This window comes from Dietzia sp. IN118 (assembly GCF_032905965.1).
Lineage (GTDB): Bacteria > Actinomycetota > Actinomycetes > Mycobacteriales > Mycobacteriaceae > Dietzia > Dietzia kunjamensis.
In genome coordinates this window covers 2,143,261-2,164,055 of record NZ_JAUMSR010000001.1, presented here as the reverse complement: position 1 = coordinate 2,164,055, position 20,795 = coordinate 2,143,261, and the positions used below count along the sequence as shown (strand labels likewise).

Here is a 20,795-nt window from a genome sequence, read left to right as displayed (position 1 = left end):
ACATGCGCCCCGACCGGCGTTCGGCGTCCCCTGATGACGCCTCGGCACAGCACGACGTGCCCCGCATCACCCTGTTGTCCACCTCCGATACGGACCTGCTCTCCGCGCGCGAATCCGGCGCGGCGTTCACGCTCGGCAACCCGTCCCGACTCGACGTCGAGGCGAATCTGCCCGCACTGCTCGTCGGCGCCGACCTGGTGGTGGTCCGCATTCTCGGCTCCCGACGATCCTGGGAGGCCGGGTTCGCCGCCGTGCTCGGCGCGGGCGTCCCGGTAGTGGTCCTGGGTGGGGAGCAGACCCCCGACGCCGACCTGATGGAGCTGTCCACGGTCCCGATCGGCATCGCGGCCGAGGCGCACCGCTATCTCGCCGAGGGCGGCCCGGGCAACCTCGCGCAGCTGCACGCATTCCTGGCCGACACCGTGCTGCTCACCGGCGTCGGGTTCGAGCCGCCGGAGAACGTGCCGGTGTGGGGTATGCCGCCGCGGCCGGACACGACGGAAGCCCCCGGCCTGCCCCGCGTCGGAGTGCTCTACTACCGCGCCCACGAGGTGAGCGGGAACTCCGGGTTCGCGCACTCGCTGGCCGACGCGATCGACGCCGCTGGCGCGGTGGGAGTGCCGGTCTTCGCCGGCTCCCTGCGCTCGGCCCCCGACGAGCTGTTTGACGCGCTCGGCACTCTCGATGCGCTGGTCGTGACGGTTCTCGCTGCCGGCGGCACCACGCCCGGCGCGGTGAGTGCGGGCGGCGAGGACGAGACGTGGGACGTCGAGCGCATCGCCGCGCTGGACATCCCCGTCCTGCAGGGCCTGTGCCTGACGTGGAGCCGGGAGGACTGGTCTACCTCAGACGACGGCGTCAACCCGCTGGACTCCGCCAACCAGATCGCGATCCCCGAGTTCGACGGCCGGATCATCACCGCGCCGTTCTCGTTCAAGGAGATCGACGCCGACGGCCTGCCCCGCTACGTGGCCGATCCGGAGCGGTGCGCGCGCGTCGCCGGGATCGCCGTGGCCCACGCGCGGCTGCGCCACGTGGCGCCGGCCGACCGCAAGGTCGCGCTGGTCCTGTCGGCGTACCCCACGAAGCACTCCCGCATCGGCAACGCCGTCGGCCTGGACACCCCGGTCTCGACCATCCGCCTGCTGCGCCGGATGCGCGACGAGGGCTACGACCTGGGCCCGGACGACGGCCCCATCGCGCGCTTTCTTGATCGACCGGGCCTCGACCTCACCGAGCGGGGGGCGGACGGCACCGTCGCGGAGGGCGGTTACGCCGACGACACCGCCGCCGGCGACGCCCTCATCCACGCGCTCATCGACGCGGGCGGGCAGGACGAGGAGTGGCTCACCAGCGCCCAGCTCACCGACAGTCACGTGCGGATCTCCACCGACGACTACCTGCGCTGGACCGCGGACCTGCCCGAGGCGCTGCGTGCGGAGATGGTCGAGGCGTGGGGGCCCGCGCCGGGCGAGCTGTTCGTCAACGACGCCGGCGAGATCGTCCTGGCCACCATCCAGGCCGGCAATGTCGTCCTGTTGATCCAGCCGCCCCGCGGCTTCGGCGAGAACCCGGTCGCCATCTATCACGACCCCGAGCTCGCGCCGTCCCACCACTACCTGGCCGCCTATCGCTGGCTCGCCCACGGCTTCGGGGCGCATGCGCTGGTGCACATCGGCAAACACGGCTCGCTCGAATGGCTGCCGGGCAAGAACGCGGCGCTCTCGGCGGACTGTGCCACCGACGCGGCGATCGCCGACCTTCCGCTGATCTACCCGTTCCTCGTCAACGACCCCGGCGAGGGCGCGCAGGCCAAGCGCCGTGCGCACGCGACGATCGTCGACCACCTGGTCCCGCCCATGGCGCGTGCCGAGTCGTACGGGGACATCGCGCGGCTGGAGCAGCTGCTCGACGAGTACGGGAACATCGCGTCGATGGATCCGGCCAAGCTCCCGGCCATCCGCGCGCAGATCTGGACCCTCATGCAGTCCGCGCACATGCACGAGGACCTTGGCCTCGAGCAGCGGCCCGACGACGAGGAGTTCGACGACTTCCTCCTCCACGTCGACGGCTGGTTGTGCGAGATCAAGGACGTTCAGATCCGCGACGGCCTGCACGTCCTGGGCCAGGCGCCCGCGGGCGAGGCGCGCGTCAACCTGGTGCTGGCGATCCTGCGGGCCTCGCAGGTGTGGGGCGGCGAGTCCGGCGCGGTTCCGGGCCTGCGCCGCGCACTCGGGCTGGCCGAGGGCGCGCCGACCGAGGAGGTCGACCGGGTCGAGGCGCTCGCCAAGGCGCTGGTCGAGGGGATGGACGCGCGGGAGTGGGACGTCGCCGCGGTGCCCGACGTCCTCGCCGCCGCGGGCCTCACCGCGGGTGGGGCGGGTGACGGCGGCGCGGGTGACGGCGCGCCAGAGGGCGACGACGACGAGGTCGCGCAGGTGCTCGAGTTCGCCGCCCGCGAGGTGGTGCCGCGCCTGGCCGCCACTGTCGACGAGCTGGACGCCGTCATCCACGCACTGGACGGCGGGTTCATCCCGGCCGGGCCCTCGGGATCCCCGCTGCGGGGTCTGGTCAATGTGCTGCCCACGGGCCGGAACTTCTACACGGTGGACCCGCGCGCCGTCCCGTCGCGGCTGGCGTGGGAGACCGGTCAGGCCATGGCGGACTCGCTGCTGGACCGGCACGTCGCCGAGACCGGGGAGTACCCGAGCTCGGTGGGGCTGTCGATCTGGGGCACCTCGGCCATGCGCACCTCCGGGGACGACATCGCCGAGGTCCTGGCACTGCTGGGCGTCCGCCCCGAGTGGGACGAGGCCTCCCGCCGGGTCACGGGCCTGGAGGTGGTCCCGTCCGAGGAACTGGGCCGCCCGCGCGTCGACGTGACCGTGCGCATCTCGGGCTTCTTCCGCGATGCGTTCCCGCACGTCATCGGGATGCTCGACGACGCCGTGCGGATGGTCGCCGAGCTGGACGAGCCCGACGAACACAACTTCGTCGCCGCCCACACGCGGGCCGATCTGGCCGAGCACTCCGACCACCGCCGGGCCACCACCCGCATATTCGGCTCCGCACCGGGCTCCTACGGCGCCGGGATCCTGCAGACCATCGAGGCGGGCAACTGGCGCGACGACCGAGACCTGGCCGAGGTCTACACCCGCTGGGGCGGGTACGCCTACGGCCGCGACCTCGACGGAGTCCCCGCGGCCGACGACATGCGCACCAACTACCGGCGCATCGCGGTGGCGGCCAAGAACATCGACACCCGCGAGCACGACATCGCCGACTCGGACGACTACTTCCAGTACCACGGCGGGATGATCGCCACCGTCCGCGCGCTCACCGGCGCCGAGCCGCGCGCCTATGTGGGCGACTCGACCACGCCTGATGCCGTGCGCACCCGGTCGCTGGCGGAGGAGACAACGCGGGTATTCCGCGCCCGCGTGGTGAACCCGCGGTGGATCGCGGCCATGCAACGTCACGGCTACAAGGGCGCGTTCGAGCTGGCGGCCACGGTGGACTACCTCTTCGGGTTCGACGCCACCGCCGGCGTGGTCCACGACTGGATGTACGACTCGCTCGCCCGCGAGTACGTCCTGGACGAGACCAACCAGGAGTTCCTGCGCCGGTCCAACCCGTGGGCGCTGCGCGGGATGATCGAGCGGCTCTCCGAGGCCGCCGACCGCGGGATGTGGGCCGAGCCCGACGCGGACATCATGGACCGGATGCGGCAGGTCTACCTCGATGTGGAGGGCGATCTCGAGGAGTCCCACGGTGACTGAGTTCCCCACCGGCCGCAGGCGGGTGCGGGTCGTGGGCATCGGCTCGGGCGGGCTCGACCAGATCACGGTCGAGGCCGCCCGGGCCCTGCGCGCCAGCGACTACGCCCTCGCGGCCGTCAAAGGCCCGGCCGACCCGTTGGTCGACCTCCGCGCGCGGCTGCTCGCCCGCCACGCGCCGGGCGTCGAGTTGGTGGGTGTGCCCGATCCGGAGAGGGACCGCTCGTCGTCGTCGACCTCCTCCGACGCCGGGTATCGCGGCGTGGTGACGGACTGGCACGAGGCCCGCTCCCTGGCCTGGGAACGCGTCGTGGCCTCCCGGCCCGGCGATGTGGCGATCCCCGTGTGGGGCGACCCGGCGTTCTACGACTCCACGCTGAGGATCCTCGACCGGATCGCCGAGCGCGGTGCGCTGGACCTGGAGGTGGACGTCGTGCCCGGGATCTCCGCGCTCCAGGTTCTGGCCGCGCGCCACCGTCTGGTCCTGCACGAGATCGGCGGCACGGTCACCGTGACCACCGGTCGCCGGCTGCGCGAGGTCGTGGCCGCCGGCGCCGACAACGTGGTGGTGATGCTCAACGGCGACCTGCCGCTCGATGACCTGGCCGACTGGCACATCTGGTGGGGCGGGAACCTCGGCGACGCCGGCGAGACGCTCGTCGCGGGCCGCGTGGGCGACGTCCTGCCGGACCTGCGCGCGCACCGCGAGCGGCTGCGCGATGAGCACGGCTGGGTGATGGACGTGTATCTACTGCGACGCGGAGAAGGGACGACGGCCCGATGACGGCTGAGAAGGACACCGCCGGGGCGACGGCCGGGACGACCGGCGGGAAGGACAGCGCCGGCGCCACGGCCGCGCGGGACTGCGCGGGCCGGGTCGTGCTGGTCGGCGGCGGGCCGGGGGACCCGGGGCTGATGACCGTGGCCGGCCTCGACGCCGTCCGCACCGCCGATGTGGTGGTGACCGACCGCCTGGGACCGGTGTCGATCCTCGACGAGCTCGACCCCGGCATCGAGGTGATCGACGTGGGCAAGGTGCCCTTCGGTCCGGCGACCCCGCAGGAGGAGATCAACCGGATCCTCGTCGAGCACGCGCGGCGCGGGCGCACCGTCGTCCGACTCAAGGGCGGCGACAGCTTCCTGTTCGGCCGCGGCGCCGAGGAGCACCTCGCGTGCACCGCGGCCGGGGTGCCCGTCACCGTGATCCCGGGCGTCACCTCGGCCCTGTCGGTTCCGGCCCTCGCCGGCGTCCCGGCCACCCACCGCGGGCTCTCGCAGGGCGTGTCGGTGATCTCCGGCCACGTCCCGCCGGACAGCCCGCACTCGACCCTCGACTACGGCGCGCTCGCCCGATCCGGGACCACGCTCGTGCTGCTCATGGCGGTGACGAACCTCGCCGCCATCACCGCCGAGCTTCTCGCCGAAGGGCTTGCAGCGGATACTCCCGCGATCATGATCGAGAACGGCTCGACCCCGGCGCAGCGCGTCCTGCGTGGGACGCTGGCGACGATCGCGCGGCAGGCGGCCGAAGCGGAGGTCGCGCCGCCCGCGATCACCGTGATCGGGGCGGTCGCCGGGCTGGCAGGGCAGCTGTCCGCCGGAACGAGCTGTGGGTAGTCGGCCGGCCGGGTCCGCCCTCGACGAGTGGTCGCGGATGCGCGGATCGCGAAACTATGGCCGACGGACGAGCTCGGCTCGGTGGTCCTCCGGGGCACGGCGCGGGCAGCTCGCGCACGTGCCGCCGTCGGTGGCCAGATAGATGAGGCAGCAGGAGCTGCGGCGGACGAACCGGCGCGTCCGCTCGGGGCCCTCCACATCGGTGTACCGAGCCGGTAGCAACGGCGGGCGGCACACGGCGTGTGCGAGCTCGGAGCCGCGGTTCGGGTCGCCCGCCGCGCGGCCCGCCTCGAGCGCGCGGTTCGCGATGGAGTCGGTCGCGATCGCCCACAGCGCCCGCGGTGCCGCGCCCGAGACCTCCGCGAGGGCGGCGATCACCTCGCCGTGGGCCTCCAGCAGCGCGTCGGCGTAGGCCGCGGTCGACGGCAGGAGGTGTTCCGACAGCGCCGAGTGGAGATAGCCGTTCGGCTGCAGCGAGACGGAGAGCCGCTGCGGTCGGGGATCGGGCGCGCGGCCGATCGCGAGCAGCATGACCAGCGGCGCGGCCACCAGCGTCGAACTGGCCGAGTACCACCACAGCGTGCCATTCACCCGCGGATCGCCATGGTTCCAGCGCCGGCCGGTGTTCTCCACCCGCCGGGCCAGCCACCGCGGGTCCGTCAGCACCGATCCGGGCAGGACCTCCGGGCCGTGTTCGATGGTGCGGACGAAGTCGCCGAGGAGGTCCGAGACGCCCGAGTACGCGGCTGTCACGGTCTCGGGGGCGCGGAGCTCGTCGTCGTCGCCGTCGTCACCCACGGTCCCGTCACTCATCGGCGAGCCCCGCCACGTCGAGCGTGCGGCGGCCGTCCGGCCCCGCCCGCACCTCGCCACGCACCCCGAACACCTCCCGCAGTACCGCGGCGTCCAGGACCTCCTCCGGCGCGCCGGTCGCGACAAGGTGACCGCGGTGCAGGACCGCGATGACATCGCAGTACTCGGTGGCCATCCGCAGATCGTGGATCGTGAGCAGCACCGCCAGCCCGTCGGCCGCCAACTCGCGGAGCAGGAGGAGAACCGACAATTGCTGGTGCAGGTCGAGGTGATTGGTCGGCTCGTCCAGCAGGAGCACCTCGGGCCGCTGGGCGAGGGTGCGCGCGATCGACACGCGTTGCTTCTCGCCGCCGGACAATGCCACCACGTCTCGCTCGGCCAGCTCGGTCAGCCCGACCCGGGCGAGGACATCCTCCACGACCGCCGAGTCGTCGGCGCCGAAGGGCTCGAGAAGTCCCCGTGTGACCGTCCGGCCCAGGCGAACCGATTCGCGGACCGTGATGCCGCCCAACGAGACCGGTTCCTGCGTACTGGCCCCCACCGCGCGGGCCAGCGTGCGGCGACGCAGCGAGGAGACGTCCGCTCCGTCCACCGAGACCATCCCGGCCGACACCGGCAGGGCGCGGTAGCAGGTGCGCAGCAGCGTCGTCTTGCCGCTGCCGTTCGGGCCGACGAGTGCGGTGACCCGGCCGGGCGCGACCGTGAGGTCGACACCGTGGAGGATCCGTCGACCGCCGAGCCGGGCGGAGACGCCGTGCGCGGAGAGGGTGCTCATCGCGACGCCTTCCCGTAGCGGTGCCACAGCATGAGCAGGAACACCGGGCCGCCCACGACGCCGGTCACCACGCCCACCGGCAGCTCGGTGCCCTCGCTCACCGCGCGGGCGGCGAGGTCGGCCAGCACCAACGCGACGGCGCCGAGCAGCGCCGCCGCGGGAAGCAGGCGCGCCGCCGTGCGGCCCGTGAAGAACCCCGCGAGGTGGGGGATGAGCAGGCCGATGAAGCCGATCGTCCCGGAGACCGCCACCGCGCCCGCGGTGAGCAACGAGACGAGCAGCAGCATGAGCACCCGGAAGCGCGGGACGTTGACGCCCATCGCGGTGGCGCCGTCGTCACCGGTGAGAAGCAGGTCGAGGTGGCGGCTGCACAGCATCACCACCGTGCCGGCGACGGCGAGGATAGCCACGGGCGCCCACAGCATGGTCCACCCGGCGTCACCGAACCCGCCCGCCAGCCAGCGCATGACGGTACCGAGTTGATGGTCGTCGCCGAGGACCAGCAACGTGAACGTGTTGAGCGCACCGAACACCATCGTCATGGCCGCCCCGACCAGCACGATGGCGGTCGTATCATGGGCGCGGCGGGCCACCAGGACGACGCCCGCCAGCGGGAGCAGCGCGCCGAGGAACGCCGCGATCGGCAGGGTGGACACGCCCCACATCCCGGCGCCCACGCCGAGGACCGTGAGCACCACGACGCCGAAGCCCGCGCCCGAGGAGACACCGAGCAGATACGGGTCGGCGAGCGGATTGCGGGTGACCGCCTGGGCGACGCCACCCGCCACGGCCAGCGACGCGCCCACGGCCGCCGCCATGAGCGCCCGGGGCAGTCGCGACTCGAGGACGATCGCCTCGCGGGCGTCGGTCCACCACGGGTCGAAGACCCCCGGCGCCAGTCGGTGCGCGACGATCGCCCACACGTCCCCGATCGGGATGGACACCGAGCCCAGGGAGACCCCGGCCGCGATCGTCATCGCGAGCACCGCCACGAGCGGGAGGCAGATGAGCCACAGCGACCGCCGCCCGGTGGGCGGGGCATCGGCGATGCGCCCGGAGCCGGGGCGGGGATCGATGCCCGTGCCGGCGCGGTCAACGCGCCCGCCGGTGTTCTCGGCGACGGTCGTCATGTCACTGCCCGAACGCGTGCGGGTGCAGCTCACGGGCGATGGTCTCGGTGGAGGTCGTCATCCGCGAGCTCTCGAAGAAGTCGGACAGCGGGACCACCACGATGCGGTTCTCACGGATTGCCGGCGTCGTGGACATGATGGGCTGCGCGCGCAGGTAGGCGATCTTGTCCTCCGCGCTGGTGGCGCCGTAGTCGAGTACCACGATCGCCTCGGGCTGACGCTCGCCCAGGATCTCCCATGTGGACGTGAGATAGGGGCGGTCGCCCTCGGAGAAGATGTTGTCCGCGCCCGCGTACTCGCCGATCAGTTGTCCGATGCCCACGCCGCCGATCGTCGTCGGTTCTGATTCGCCGCCGTCGTAGAAGAACGTGGGGGTGCCGGTGGCACCCGACGCATCGAGCGTCTCTCGGACCTCCCTCATCTCGGCGGAGATCCGGTCCGTGAGGTCCCGTGCCCCCGGCTCGACGTCGAGGATCCGGCCGAGCTGGGAGAAGTCGGTCTCGAGCATCGACAGGTCGCCGAAGCCTTCTCCGCAGTACTCGGAGAACAGGAAGGTGTTGATCCCCGCGGCCTCGAGGGCGTCGCGGCTGCGGCCTTCCTTGTCGTCGAAGGCGCTGCGCATCCCGGCCACCACGAGGTCCGGCTCGAGGTCCACGATCTGCTCCCAGGTGGGGTACTCCTCCGAGAGGGACGGAATGGCCTCGAACTGCTCGGCGACCTCCGGCAGGACATCGTCCTGCTCGCCGTAGCCCATGCCGACGATCCGGTCGCCGGCCCCCATCTGGATGAGGGTCTCGGTGACGTGGTCATTCATCGAGATGATGCGCCGGGGCGCAGCGGTGTAGGTGGTCTCGCGCTCACAGTTGGTGACGGTCACAGGGTCGGCGAACGACTCGACCGGGCCGCCTTCCGCGAGCGCCTCGCCGCGGGAGCAGCCGGTGAGGGCGACCCCCGCGACGAGGAGGGTGGCGAGCGTGATTCTGGGGTGGCGACGGAACATGATCAGTCCTCGGATCGTGTCGTGCGGTCGACGACACGTGAGACCCGCAGGAGGGTAGGAGTCGACGACGACACCACGTCACCTGACAGGACCCCGGATCGCAGACCTCGGCGATGTACTCGGAGTCGCGAACATCCGGGCAGGTAATCGGGCTCGCGGACACGAAAGTGGCCACACACCGTTGCGGGTCAGCGCCGGATTCCCACCGGTCTTCCCCTGCTCGTTCCGGATGTCAGCAGTACGCCCTCAGGATAGGCACACCGCGTCCGCGTGCGGTGCAGGTACCCCGGCTCGGCGGAGCCGACCACCCGCGCTTCGTGGCCCGGCGACGCCCGAGGACGGCGCGACGCACGACCACACCCAGCACGGCCATCGCGGCGGTGGCCAGCTGGACGCGGTCGTGCAGCAGAACCGCGCGGCGGATGTCGTCGGCCCGGACCGACCGGCCGTCACCGAGGACCGCCCGGTCCTCCACGCCGTACGGGTACGGCGTGGGCCCGCCGAGCCTGACCCCGAGCGCTCCCGCGCACACGGCCTCGACGACCCCGGCGTTCGGGCTCGGGTGCGCCCGCGCATCACGGAGCCACGCCCGCAGGGCCCCGGCGGGACTCCCGCCCACGGTCGGGGCGCAGACCACCCCGAGCGCGCCGGCCCCCCGGGCCGGCAGGAACCCCAGCACGTCGTCGAGCCGCGCCGCGGCGGTGCCGAAGTGGCGGTACCGCTCCGAACGGTGACCCACCATCGCGTCGAGCGTGTTGGCCGCGCGGTGGACGGCGGCGCCGGGCGAACCCGCCACCGCGGCCCAGAACAGCGTCGCCACCGCCGCATCGGAGGTGTTCTCCGCGACCGACTCGACGACCGCTCGCGCGAGATCCTCCGGGCCGAGCGCGGCCGGATCCCGTCCGCACAACCACGGCAACAGGTCCCGGGAACCCGCGTGATCGCCCCGGGCGAGCAGGTCACCCTGCCGCCGCGCGACCGCGAGCAACGAGGACCCGCCCAGGCATGACCACACCACGGCCGCGTCCCACACCACGGCCGCCGCGAGGTTCCTCCCGGCCAGACGGCGGACGACCGTCACCGCAGCGGCGGTGCCCCCCACGAGGACGCCGGTGAACAGCAGGCCCGCCGCCCGCTGCGCGTTGGGCGTCCGGCCGGGCCGCAGGAGTCGCGACTCCACGGCGAGCGCGACCCGGCCGAAGCCCGCGACGGGGTGGAACCGTCGTGGGTCGCCGACGAGGCGATCGAGGGCGAACCCCGCCGCGATGCCCGCCGCGCGGGCGGCAAGCGCGTACCCGTCACCGCGGCGGCGCGTGCACGACGCGCGGTGCGGGTGGGGGTCAGCGCGCGAGATAGCGGACATGCGCCCCCCGCCCGTCATGGGTCACCTCGGCCTCCACTCCGTACACCTCCCGGATCAGGTCGGCGGTGAGCACCTCGTGGGGCGCGCCGCCGGTCACGAGTCGCCCACCGGACAACACGATCAGATGGTCGCAGAACGTGGCCGCCAGGGTGAGATCGTGCAGGGCCGCGATCACCGTGGTGTCCGTGGCGCGGACCAGGGCCAGCAGGTCGAGCTGGTGGCGGATGTCGAGGTGGTTGGTCGGCTCGTCGAGGACCAGCACACCGGGTTCCTGGGCCAGGGCCCGCGCGATCTGCACCCGCTGCCGCTCGCCGCCGGACAGCGTCGCGTACCGCTGGTCCAGGCGGTCGCCGAGGCCGGTCGTGGCCGCCGCGCGCCGCACCACCCCGTCGTCCCCGGGACCCGGACCCGACCAGGCCGCGCGATGGGGGATGCGGCCGAGTTCGATGACCTCCCGGACCGTGGGGTTCTGGTCGGTGGTCGCCTCCTGCGCCACCAGGGCCACGCGCCGGGACAGGCGTTTGCGGGGGATCGACCGGATGTCCGTGCCGTCGAGGTGCACCGATCCGGTATCGGGCCGGAGCAGGCCCGTCAGGATGCGCAGGAGCGTCGACTTGCCGGACCCGTTCGGCCCCAGCACCCCGACCATCGTGCCGGGGGCGGGAGCTACGGTGACGTCGTCGAGGATGGTCCGGCCGCGCACGGACCACGAGACACAGCGCGCCTCGAGCGTCGACGGGGCGGCGGTCATCGGCCGTGTCCCCGTCGCAGGAGGAGCCCGACGAAGGCCGGGACGCCGATGAGTGCGGTCGCCACCCCGATCGGCAACTCCTGGGGCGCGATCACGGTGCGGGAGACGGCGTCGATCCACACGACGAACACGGCGCCCATCAGCGCCGCGGTCGGGACGAGGACCCGGTGCCGGCCCCCGACCAGGGCCCGCGCGGCGTGCGGCAGCACCAGACCCACGAAGCCGATCGCCCCGCAGGTGCTCACGATGACGGCCGTGACGAGCGCCGTCACCACCATGAGCACCAGCCGCGTGCGGGCCACGTTGACGCCGAGGGCGGCCGCGGCGTCCTGGCCGAAGGTGAACGCGTCGAGGCTGGAGGTGTGCAGCAGGCACGCCACCAGCCCGAGCAGGACCACGACGCCGCACACCGCCACGTCCGACCAGCGGACGGACGCCAGCGAGCCCAGCAGCCAGAACAGCACGCCGCGGGTCTGCTCGGCGTCGGCGGCGATGTAGACGACGAACGAGGTCACCGCGGAGAACAGCTGAGTCGCCGCGACCCCCGCCAGCACCACCCGGTCGGTGGTGCCGCCGGACGCGAAGGCCAGGACCAGGACGAAGCCGAACGCGGCGAGCGCTCCGACGAACGCCCCCGTGGTGAGCCCGACCGCGCCCGCGCCGACCCCGAGCACCACCACGAGGACCGCCCCGGTCGAGGCGCCGGAGGAGATGCCGAGGATGTACGGGTCGGCCAGGGGGTTGCGCAGCAGCGACTGCAGGATGACGCCGCACAATGCGAGCCCCGCCCCGGCCAGGGCCGCCATGAGGGTGCGCGGAAGCCGCAGGTTCCAGATGATCCCCTCCTGGATCCGCGTGAGCCCGGAGTCGGAACCGGTGAGGCGGGCCAGGGCGGACTGGACGACGTCGGTGGCGGTGAGTCCGGACGGGCCGATGGTGATGACGAGCGCCGTCGACACCGCCAGCAGCCCCAGGCCACCGAGCCATAGGGTGACCAGTGCGGACGGTCGCCGCAGAGCCGGCCGCCGGCGCGGTGGCGCCGGGACCACCGGGGCGGTGGTCCTCTCGGGTGCGAGGGTCATCGGGTCAGTTGGCCGGGTCCGGGGCGCCGACCGGGCCCGGCTCGGCGAGTCCCAGCTCGGTGAGCCCCGCCGCGACGGTCTCCACCCCGTAGATCGTGCGCAGCGACGGGTTCATCTCGGCACCGGTGATGTCGATGAACCGCTTCTCCCGGACCGCCGCCATCTCCCGGGTGACGGGGTTGGACTCGAGGTAGGCGATCTTGGCCCCCGCGGTCTCGGCGGTCTGGCTCTTGCGGGTCAGGTCGCCCACGACGATCACGTCCGGGTCGCGCTCGGCCACGACCTCCCAGCTGATCTGCGGCCACTCCTGGGTGGTGTCGTCGAAGACGTTCTCCAGGCCCAGGGTGGTCGAGATGAGGCCGGGGGCACCGCAGCAGCCGGCCAGGTACGGGGACTCGGAGTTGGCGAACCAGTACATCGCGGAGATCCCGCGGGCGTCGACGCTCTCGACGGCCTCGTCGAGCCGGCGCTGCAGGTCCGCCACCAGCTCGTCACCGGCCTGCTCCACGTCGAAGATCGTCGCGAGCTCGGTGATCTCGCGGTAGAGCAGGTCCGGGGTCAGTGGGGTCTCGCGGACGCCGTCCCCGGAGTCGGCGACCTTGCCCACACAGTCGGTGGGGGAGAGGTACGTACCCACGCCGAGTTCGTGGAACTGCTCGCGGGCGGCGACCCCGCCCTCGCCGAGGGTGCTGCCGAAGGAGGCGGTGACGAAGTCCGGCTCCACGTCCAGGACGGCCTCCATCGACGGCGCGTTGTCGGCCAGGCGGGGGACAGACCTGTTCACCTCGGAGAACTCGGGTAGGACCGGGTCTGTCCAGGTGGCGGTGCCGACCATCCGGTCGCCGAGGCCGAGGGCGTACAGGATCTCGGTGGAGCCCTGGTTGAGCGAGACGACCCGTTCGGGCGGGGCGTCGAGCTGCACCTGCTCCCCGCAGTTCTCGATCGGATCGGTGCCCGGGCCGGCGATCGCGGCCGGGTCGTGGGCGGTGCAGGAGGTCAGGGTGAGAAGGGTGACGCCGGCGAGGGCGACCAGGGTGGACGAACGCATGGGTGTGCTCCGAGGTCGCGGGCCTGGAACGCGAAGCCCGGTGATGACCTGGCGGTTGTCACCGCGAGGGCCAGCCGGTATTCGGACTCGGGATCACCTGGACGGAAGCGCCTTCCCAGACCGTGCGGCCCAGTGGCACCGTGCCCCGCCATCACCCTCACCGCTGCGCGTCAGCTCCGGATTCGCACCGGATTCCCGCGACCGATCGGTCTCGCTGGCGATCACAAGGTAACACGCGCTCCAGGGTCAGTACGCCAGCCCCATCCGCATCGCGCCCACCGCTTCTGACAGCGCCGAGCGCGCGAGCGGGGTGGCCCCGACGGCGTTGACGAACGGGTGGACCAGTGTCTCGTGGCGGCGCAGCGAGACCGGGACACCGGCATCGGCCATCTTCCGGGCGTAGGCCTCGCCCTCGTCGCGCAGCGGGTCGAACCCGCCCGTGGCCACGTGGGCGGGCGGCAGTCCCGAGAAGTCCTCCGCAAGCAGGGGGGAGGCGCGGGGGTCAAGCCGGTCCTCGTCGGACCGGATGTAGGTCTCCTCGTACCAGTCCATGTTGGCCCGGGTGAGGAAGAAGCCGTCGCCGAACAGCTCGTACGAGCGGGTCCGCGCGGACATGTTGGTGGCGGGGACGAACAGCAGTTGGAAGTCCGGCATCTTCTCTCCGGCGTCGCGCGTCTGCTGGCAGACCACCGCCGCCAGGTTGCCACCGGCGCTGTCACCGCCCACCGCGATGCGCGTCGGGTCCACGCCGAGTTCGTCGGCGTGGTCGCGGACGTACCGGAACGCGGCGATCGCGTCCTCGACCGCGGTGGGGAACCGGAACTCGGGTGCCAGCCGGTAGTCCACGCTGATCACCTTGAGCCGGCCCGTCTTGGCGATGTAGCGGCAGGTCGCGTCGTGCGAGTCGACGCTGCCGAGCACCCAGCCGCCGCCGTGGAAGAACACCAGTGCGGGCAGCGTCTCGTCACCGTGGACCGGCGAGTACAGGCGCGCGGGCAGGTCGGCCCGGTCCGGGTCGGTGCCGCCGAGCGGGAGGACGATGTCGGTGACGACGGCGAGGTCGATCTTCTTCCCCGAGACGGTGAACGCCGACCGCTCGACGGCCGAACGTGCCTTCTCGACGGTCAGATCCTCGTATTCGCCCTCGGACGTCATCGAGATGACCCGGAGCCCGGCCTGGAAGTGCGGGTCGAGGACCTGGCCGTCCATCCGTCGCGGGGTCCCGCCCACGAGTCGGAGTAGCGGGCCGGGCAGGCACCCGGCAGCGGTCATGACGGCTTTGGTCAGGCGATCCGGGATCGACGGGGAAAAGACTCGGTGGCCGGACATGGGAGAGCGCATGGCCACATTGTGACGCAGATCCCTGGGATGATCGGGGTAATCGGACGAAGGAGCTGATCATGCGTTCAGAACACGAGAGCGTGGTGCGGGTCGAGGGCCTGGTCAAGACCTTCGGCCGCGCCCGGGCCCTGGATGAGCTGGACCTGGACGTGCGCCGCGGCGAGGTCCACGGGTTCCTCGGACCCAACGGGTCGGGCAAGTCCACCACCATCCGGATCCTGCTCGGGCTCATGCGCGCCGACTCCGGGCGGGCGACGGTGTTCGGCGGCGACCCGTGGCGCGACGCGGTCGAACTCCACGCCCGGCTCGCCTACGTCCCCGGCGAGGTGACCCTGTGGCCGCGGCTGACGGGCGGCCAGTGCATCGACCTGCTCGGCCGGGCGCTCGGGGGACTGGACCCGGGCCGTCGGGACGAGCTGATCGAACGTTTCCGGTTGGACCCGACCAAACGCACACGTGACTACTCCAAGGGCAACCGACAGAAGGTGTCGCTGATCGCCGCGCTGGCCTCCGACGCCGAACTGCTCGTGCTGGACGAGCCCACGTCCGGCCTGGACCCGCTCATGGAGCAGACGTTCCAGGAGTGCGTCCGCGAGGCCGTCGATGGCGGCGCCACCGTGCTGCTGTCCAGCCACATCATGGGCGAGGTCGAGACCCTCGCCGACCGCGTGAGCATCATCCGCGACGGCCGCACCGTCACCTCGGGGACGCTGGCCGATCTGCGGCGTCACACGACGACCGAGGTCCACGCCGTCACCGACGCCGATCCGGGTTCACTCGGGCGCGTGACGGGGGTCGACGGCCTGCGGATCGAGAAGGCCGCCGACGGTCGGTTCGAGGTCCGCTGCCACGTGCCGGCCCCTAGGCTCGGCGAGGTCACCGGCCTCCTTCACGCGGCCGGCATCCACACGCTCACCGCGAGCCCCCCCAGCCTGGACGACCTGTTCCTCAACGCCTACTCCGGTGCCGGTGCGGCCACCGGGGGCGAGGAGCGGACAGGGGACCGGCGATGACCTCGCCGTTCGCCGGCACCGGCCTGCTGGCACGCATCGCCCTGCGCACCGGGTGGCGGGCCGCGGCCGCCTGGGTCCTCGGCCTGGCCGCGCTGTACCTCGTCACCGGGCTGTCGATCGCAGCCCTCTACGACACCCCGCAGGAACTCGCCACGTACGGCGCCTCGGTCGGCGAGTCGATGATCATGCTCACCGGCCGGGTGGCCGGGCTCGACACCCTCGGCGGCGTGATGATGAACGAGTACTCGTTCATGGTCGCCTTCGGCATCCCCGTCATGGCGATCGCCCTGACCGCGCGCGCCACCCGCAAGGAGGAGGAGTCCGGACGGTCCGAACTGCTCCTGGCGGGCCGGGTCGGCCGGCTCGCCCCGACGGCGGCCGCCCTCGTCGTCGTCGTCGGGGTCTTCACCGTTCTCGGCCTTGCGCTGTGGGCGGCGACCCTCACCGTCGACCTCGACCGCGCGGGCGCGGCGCTGTACGTGGCCTCCATCGTCGCCGCCGGCTGGGTGTACGCGGCCGGCACCGCCGTCCTCGCGCAGGTGTTCGCCCACAGCCGGACCGTGTGGGCGGCGGCGATGTCCGTGGCCGGACTGACCCTGATCACCCGCGGGATCGGCGACGTCAACCGCAACTGGTTGAGCTGGACCTCGCCGCTGGGCTGGCACGGGCTGACCCGGCCGTTCGGCGAGTCCTCCGTGGTGCCCCTGTTCGTCGCCGTCGTCGCCGCGGCCGGGCTCGCCGCGGCCGCGCTGTGGCTCGCCGCGCGCCGCGACGTGGGCCAGGGGATGGTCCCGGCCCGGACCGGCCCCGCCACCGCGTCCCGGTGGCGGGCGTCCCGGACCGGGACCGCCGTACACCAGCACCTGGGCGCGCTGACGGGCTGGACGATCGGCGTGGTGGCACTGATGGCCATGTACGGCGCGCTGATGAACGTGGTGGTCGAGACGATGATGTCCAACCCCGACCTCGCCGTGTTCCTCGGCGATTCGGGCACCGTGGTCGACTCCATCGTGCAGATGCTGGTGGCGTTCAGCGGATTCCTCGGGGCCGGGTTCGCGTTGCAGACGCTGACCGGGTTGCGCGGCGAGGAGACCGCCGGGCGACTCGAGATGGAACTGTCCACGGGGCGTTCGCGGTGGTCGTGGCTCGCCGCCCACACCGCGGTCGTCACCGTCGGCACCGTCGTCGTGGTCCTCGCCGGCGCCGCCGCGTTCGGGATCACCGCCGCCGCCGTGCTCGACGACCCGGGCCTGGCGGGACGCATCATCGGCGCCGGGGCGTGGTATGTGCCCGCCGCGCTGGTGTTCGGCGCGATCTCGATCGGCCTGTTCGGCGCATCCCCGAGACTGCAGGTCCTGGCCTGGGCGCCGTTCGCCCTCGCCGTCGTCGTCACCCTCATGGGGCCCACGCTCCGGCTCGACGAGGACCAGATGCGCCTGTCCCCGTTCGGCGCGGTGGGCACCGCGCCCGTCGGCCCCGTCAACGCGATCGGCGTGGCCGTGCTCCTCACGGTGACAGTCGTGCTGGTCGCCGTGGGGCTGGCCGGCTTTCGGCGTCGCGACGTGCCGCGGACCTGACCGCGGCGCCCGGCCCGACCTGACAGACTGGCTCGCACGGACGCCACACCTCACCGGCGCGGCCGTCACGGACACCGGCGCCGCCGGTCGCACGCGAACCAGAGAGGAACCGATGTCGAACGAGTTCGATCGAGACAGGCTCTCCACCGCACTGTCGGTGGTCGCGGACTGGCCGGTGGACACCGTCTCGGCCGCGGTGGTCGGCCCCGACGGCGCCCTCGCGGTCCACGGCGACGACACCCGCGTGTACCGCCTGGCCTCGGTGACCAAGCCCCTCGTCGCGGTGGCCGCGCTCCTGGCCGTCGAGGAGGAGGCCATCGGCCTCGATGACCCCGCGGGGCCCGAGGGGTCCACGGTGCGTCACCTGCTCGCCCACTCCTCGGGGCTGGACTTCGCCGACCGCGACAAGGTCCGCGCGGAGCCGGGGGAACGGCGGATCTACTCCTCGGCCGGGTTCGAGGTGCTGGCCGACCACATCGCCGACGCCACCGGGATCGCGTTCGGCGACTACCTCCACGAGGCTGTGTGTCAGCCGCTGGGCATGGAGTCCACCACGCTCGAGGGCTCCGCCGGGCACGGGGCCTCCGCCAACCTGGCCGACCTCATCGCGTTCGCCCGCGAGCTCGTGGCCCCGCGGCTGCTCGCGACCGAGACCCTCGAGGAGGCCGTGACCGAACAGTTCCGCGGCCTCGACGGGATCGTGCCCGGGTACGGCATGCACAAGCCGTGCCCCTGGGGCCTGGGCTTCGAACTCCGCGACGCCAAGCACCCCCACTGGACCGGGCAGCACAATTCGCCCGCGACCTTCGGGCACTTCGGGCAGTCCGGGACCCTGCTGTGGGTCGAACCGGAGATCTCCACGGCGCTGATCGTGCTCACCGACCGCGACTTCGGCGACTGGGCCAAGCCGCTGTGGCCGGAACTGTCCGACAGGGTGGTCGATGCGGCAACCCGGCGTTCGCGCGAAGAGGACTCGCTCGGGGGGTGAGTCCGCCACCCGCGACACGCCCGCACTCGTGCCGGGCGCGGGAATCACCGTGCTGTAACTTTGCTGAGAGTCGAGAAGTGTCGCTGGTGTAATTCAATCACTTCAGGCACAGTGTTAACTACAAACAACAGAAGCAACATCATTCACACGATTTCGTGAGGTCGTTGGGGAAGACGTCCCTCAGTGAGTCGGGAGTGAAGTGATGTCTGACCATAACTATCTCGCGGATACGACGACCGGCGTGGTGTTCATCCATGCCGCGCCTACCGCGTTATGCCCTCACGTCGAGTGGGCTCTCGCAGCCACGCTCGACGCCAACTCAGCCATGCGCTGGGAGGACCAGCCGGCCCAGCCGGGCGCTCGCAAAGCGATCGTCGACTGGATCGGCCCGGTCGGCACCGGCGCGCGTCTGGCCGATTCGCTGGCCAAGTGGTCGATGCTGTCTTTCGAGGTCACCGAGGACCCGAGCGACCTCGTCGACGGCGAACGCTTCTCCCACACGCCCGAACTCGGGATGTGGCGGGGGCAGACGGGCGCCAGTGGCGACGTGGTGCTCAGCGAGAACCGGCTCCGGCATCTCATGAAGGCCGGACCCGCCGCCTTCCATGCCGCGGTGGAGGACGAGCTCGGCGCCGCCTGGGACCGCGCCCTCGAACCGCTGCGCGGCCACCCGGCCGCCGCCGAGGTCACCTGGCTCTCCCGGGTCGGCTGACCCACCGCACCACCGCACTCCCGCACTCCGGACAGCGCCCGCCCCAGTTCTCGGGGGTGGGCGCTGACTCGTGTGCGCGACACGCTGGCGGCACCCGGCACCGGCTGCGGGTGGCCACCGCGTCGTCCCGGGACACGACTTCGCCCCCTCCCGTCAGATCGGGGAGGGGGCGCAGTCGTCGGGTGCGGATCTGCCGAAAGTGCTCCGGCCGGGGTCAGGTCACAGCGGGATGTTCTTGTGCTGGCCGCGGGTGTGCGCGGCCGCGTCCAGCGCCTCGGCGATGCGTCGGCGGGTGTCGGTGGGCTCGATGACCTCGTCGACCACACCGATGGAGACCGCGCGCCCCACGCCACCGGCGATGGCCGCGTGCTCATCGGCCAGACGGTCGTGCAGGTCCTCCCGCTCGTCCTCGGGTGCCGCCGCGAGGGTGCGCTTGTGGAGGATGCCGACGGCGGCCTTGGCGCCCATCACCGCGACCTCGGCGTCGGGCCAGGCGAACACGGCGGAGGCTCCGAGAGCGCGCGAGTTCATCGCGATGTAGGCACCGCCGTAGATCTTGCGGGTGACGAGCGTGACCCGGGCGACCGAGGCCTCGGCGAACGCGTGCAGCAGCTTGGCGCCGCGGCGCACCACGCCGTCCCACTCCTGCGAGACGCCGGGCAGGTAACCGGGGACGTCCACGATCACGACCAGCGGCACGCCGAAGGCGTTGCAGAGCCGGACGAACCGTGAGGCCTTCTCCGCGGACTCCGAGTTGAGGCAACCGCCCAACCGCAGCGGATTGTTGGCGATGACACCCACGGTGCGGCCGGACATCCGGCCGAAGCCCACCACGATGCTGGGGGCCCACTTGGCCTGCAGCTCCTCGAAGGTGGTGCTGCCGTCGAGCTCCGAGGAGTCGAGCAACCCGTGGACGAGAGGACGGACGTCATACGCGCGCTTCGGTGAGTCGGGGAGCAGGCCCGCAAGATCGGTGTGATCGCCCTCGAGGGCACGCGGGTCGAACTCACCCTGCGCGGACAGCAGGGTCACGAGACGACGCGCCCGGTGCAGGGCATCGCGCTCGTCGGTCGCGGCAATGTGGCACACCCCCGACTTGCGGTGGTGCACGTCCTGGCCGCCCAGGCCCTCCATGTCGACCTGCTCGCCGGTGACTGAGCGGACCACGTCGGGACCGGTGACGAAGATCTTGCCGGCCGGCGCCATGATGACGACGTCGGTCAGCGCGGGGCCGTAGGCGGCGCCGCCGGCGGCGGGCCCGAGCACGACGGAGATCTGGGGCACGTGGCCCGATGCGCGGACCATGGCCTCGAATACGAGGCCGACCGCGTGCAGCGCCTCGACGCCCTCCGCGAGTCGCGCCCCACCCGAGTGCCAAACGCCGACGACGGGCAGATGCTCGTCGATCGCCACGTCGATGGCGTGCACGATGTGCCGGCACCCGTCCAGGCCCATGGCGCCACCCATGACAGTGGCGTCCGTCGCGTACGCGATGGTGGGTTCGCCGTCGATCAGGCCGCGTGCGGCCATGGCGCCGGAGGCGTCGGGCTCGGTGATGAACTCGAGCGAAGCCGGGTCGAAGAGGTTCTCGAGCCGGACGACGGGATCTCGAGGGTCGATCTGGGTGTTCTGGTCAACAGGGCTGGTGATGGTCATATGTGCAGTCCTTTCCTCGGCGCGCGTCCCTGGGAGGGAGAGCGCGCCTGCGATGGACCCCCGGACTGGCTTGTGGGCGATCGGCGTTCGGATCGGGACCCCCGTCCCGGTCCGGACCTCCCGCCCGGCACCCCGCGGTGAGCGGGGTGATCA

The 20,795-nt window shown here is 72.3% G+C and carries 17 protein-coding genes and 2 riboswitches; of the genes, 7 read left to right on the top strand and 10 right to left on the bottom strand.

Going from position 1 to position 20,795, the window contains the following annotated elements:
* The first annotated feature begins 56 nt into the window (after positions 1 to 56).
* From cobN to cobA, 3 genes are read left to right on the top strand one after another with little or no spacing between them, the layout of a single operon-like run.
* Positions 57 to 3,779, top strand: a complete 3,723-nt coding sequence (gene cobN / locus Q2K20_RS10400) for a cobaltochelatase subunit CobN (RefSeq protein WP_269504631.1) — start codon at positions 57 to 59, stop codon at positions 3,777 to 3,779.
* A complete protein-coding gene (gene cobF / locus Q2K20_RS10395; RefSeq protein ID WP_269504561.1) occupies positions 3,772 to 4,560 on the top strand; it encodes a precorrin-6A synthase (deacetylating) in 789 nt (262 codons plus the stop codon). Before cobN ends, cobF begins: the two co-directional genes overlap by 8 nt.
* A complete protein-coding gene (cobA, locus tag Q2K20_RS10390; protein WP_269504563.1) occupies positions 4,557 to 5,393 on the top strand; it encodes a uroporphyrinogen-III C-methyltransferase in 837 nt (278 codons plus the stop codon). The genes cobF and cobA overlap by 4 nt, the downstream gene beginning before the upstream one ends.
* 54 nt (positions 5,394 to 5,447) lie before the next feature.
* Here the strand turns inward: cobA and Q2K20_RS10385 are convergent, their stop codons facing one another.
* The 9 genes from Q2K20_RS10385 to Q2K20_RS10345 form a co-directional block, all read right to left on the bottom strand.
* Positions 5,448 to 6,206 carry a (2Fe-2S)-binding protein gene (locus Q2K20_RS10385; protein ID WP_119192613.1) on the bottom strand — a complete coding sequence of 253 codons (759 nt, stop codon included), beginning with the start codon at positions 6,204 to 6,206 and terminating at the stop codon, positions 5,448 to 5,450.
* Positions 6,199 to 6,981 carry an ABC transporter ATP-binding protein gene (locus tag Q2K20_RS10380; protein WP_119192614.1) on the bottom strand — a complete coding sequence of 261 codons (783 nt, stop codon included), beginning with the start codon at positions 6,979 to 6,981 and terminating at the stop codon, positions 6,199 to 6,201. Before Q2K20_RS10380 ends, Q2K20_RS10385 begins: the two co-directional genes overlap by 8 nt.
* Positions 6,978 to 8,111 carry a FecCD family ABC transporter permease gene (locus Q2K20_RS10375; protein ID WP_390890272.1) on the bottom strand — a complete coding sequence of 378 codons (1,134 nt, stop codon included), beginning with the start codon at positions 8,109 to 8,111 and terminating at the stop codon, positions 6,978 to 6,980. The genes Q2K20_RS10380 and Q2K20_RS10375 overlap by 4 nt, the downstream gene beginning before the upstream one ends.
* Before the next feature lies 1 nt (position 8,112).
* On the bottom strand, positions 8,113 to 9,111 hold the full coding sequence (locus Q2K20_RS10370; protein ID WP_159149076.1) for an ABC transporter substrate-binding protein: 999 nt from the start codon (positions 9,109 to 9,111) through the stop codon (positions 8,113 to 8,115).
* A 120-nt stretch (positions 9,112 to 9,231) separates the two neighbouring features.
* Positions 9,232 to 9,374, bottom strand: a riboswitch (cobalamin riboswitch).
* Positions 9,344 to 10,474, bottom strand: coding sequence for a cobalamin biosynthesis protein (locus Q2K20_RS10365; RefSeq protein WP_269504570.1), 1,131 nt, complete (start codon positions 10,472 to 10,474; stop codon positions 9,344 to 9,346). It overlaps the preceding riboswitch by 31 nt.
* Positions 10,452 to 11,225, bottom strand: coding sequence for an ABC transporter ATP-binding protein (locus Q2K20_RS10360; RefSeq protein ID WP_154830967.1), 774 nt, complete (start codon positions 11,223 to 11,225; stop codon positions 10,452 to 10,454). Before Q2K20_RS10360 ends, Q2K20_RS10365 begins: the two co-directional genes overlap by 23 nt.
* The gene (locus tag Q2K20_RS10355) at positions 11,222 to 12,307 is read right to left on the bottom strand and encodes a FecCD family ABC transporter permease (protein ID WP_163376540.1); all 1,086 of its coding nucleotides are present in this window, start codon (positions 12,305 to 12,307) and stop codon (positions 11,222 to 11,224) included. Before Q2K20_RS10355 ends, Q2K20_RS10360 begins: the two co-directional genes overlap by 4 nt.
* A 4-nt stretch (positions 12,308 to 12,311) precedes the next feature.
* Positions 12,312 to 13,355, bottom strand: a complete 1,044-nt coding sequence (locus Q2K20_RS10350) for an ABC transporter substrate-binding protein (protein ID WP_159148688.1) — start codon at positions 13,353 to 13,355, stop codon at positions 12,312 to 12,314.
* A 54-nt stretch (positions 13,356 to 13,409) separates the two neighbouring features.
* Positions 13,410 to 13,589: riboswitch (cobalamin riboswitch) on the bottom strand.
* A 12-nt stretch (positions 13,590 to 13,601) separates the two neighbouring features.
* Positions 13,602 to 14,696, bottom strand: coding sequence for an alpha/beta hydrolase (locus Q2K20_RS10345; protein ID WP_235027867.1), 1,095 nt, complete (start codon positions 14,694 to 14,696; stop codon positions 13,602 to 13,604).
* Between the two features lie 59 nt (positions 14,697 to 14,755).
* Between Q2K20_RS10345 and Q2K20_RS10340 the strand changes: the two genes are divergently transcribed.
* The 4 genes from Q2K20_RS10340 to Q2K20_RS10325 all read left to right on the top strand — a co-directional run bounded on the left by Q2K20_RS10340 (position 14,756) and on the right by Q2K20_RS10325 (position 18,986).
* Positions 14,756 to 15,709, top strand: a complete 954-nt coding sequence (locus Q2K20_RS10340; protein ID WP_163376539.1) for an ATP-binding cassette domain-containing protein — start codon at positions 14,756 to 14,758, stop codon at positions 15,707 to 15,709.
* A complete protein-coding gene (locus Q2K20_RS10335) occupies positions 15,706 to 17,286 on the top strand; it encodes an ABC transporter permease (RefSeq protein ID WP_268099509.1) in 1,581 nt (526 codons plus the stop codon). The genes Q2K20_RS10340 and Q2K20_RS10335 overlap by 4 nt, the downstream gene beginning before the upstream one ends.
* A gap of 112 nt (positions 17,287 to 17,398) precedes the next feature.
* On the top strand, positions 17,399 to 18,274 hold the full coding sequence (locus tag Q2K20_RS10330; protein ID WP_269504580.1) for a serine hydrolase domain-containing protein: 876 nt from the start codon (positions 17,399 to 17,401) through the stop codon (positions 18,272 to 18,274).
* Between the two features lie 202 nt (positions 18,275 to 18,476).
* Complete coding sequence (locus Q2K20_RS10325) at positions 18,477 to 18,986, top strand: DUF3145 domain-containing protein (protein ID WP_159148118.1); 510 nt, start codon at positions 18,477 to 18,479, stop codon at positions 18,984 to 18,986.
* A gap of 219 nt (positions 18,987 to 19,205) precedes the next feature.
* On the opposite strand, the gene Q2K20_RS10320 is transcribed toward Q2K20_RS10325, so the two are convergent.
* Complete coding sequence (locus Q2K20_RS10320) at positions 19,206 to 20,642, bottom strand: acyl-CoA carboxylase subunit beta (protein ID WP_269504582.1); 1,437 nt, start codon at positions 20,640 to 20,642, stop codon at positions 19,206 to 19,208.
* Positions 20,643 to 20,795: the final 153 nt, after the last annotated feature.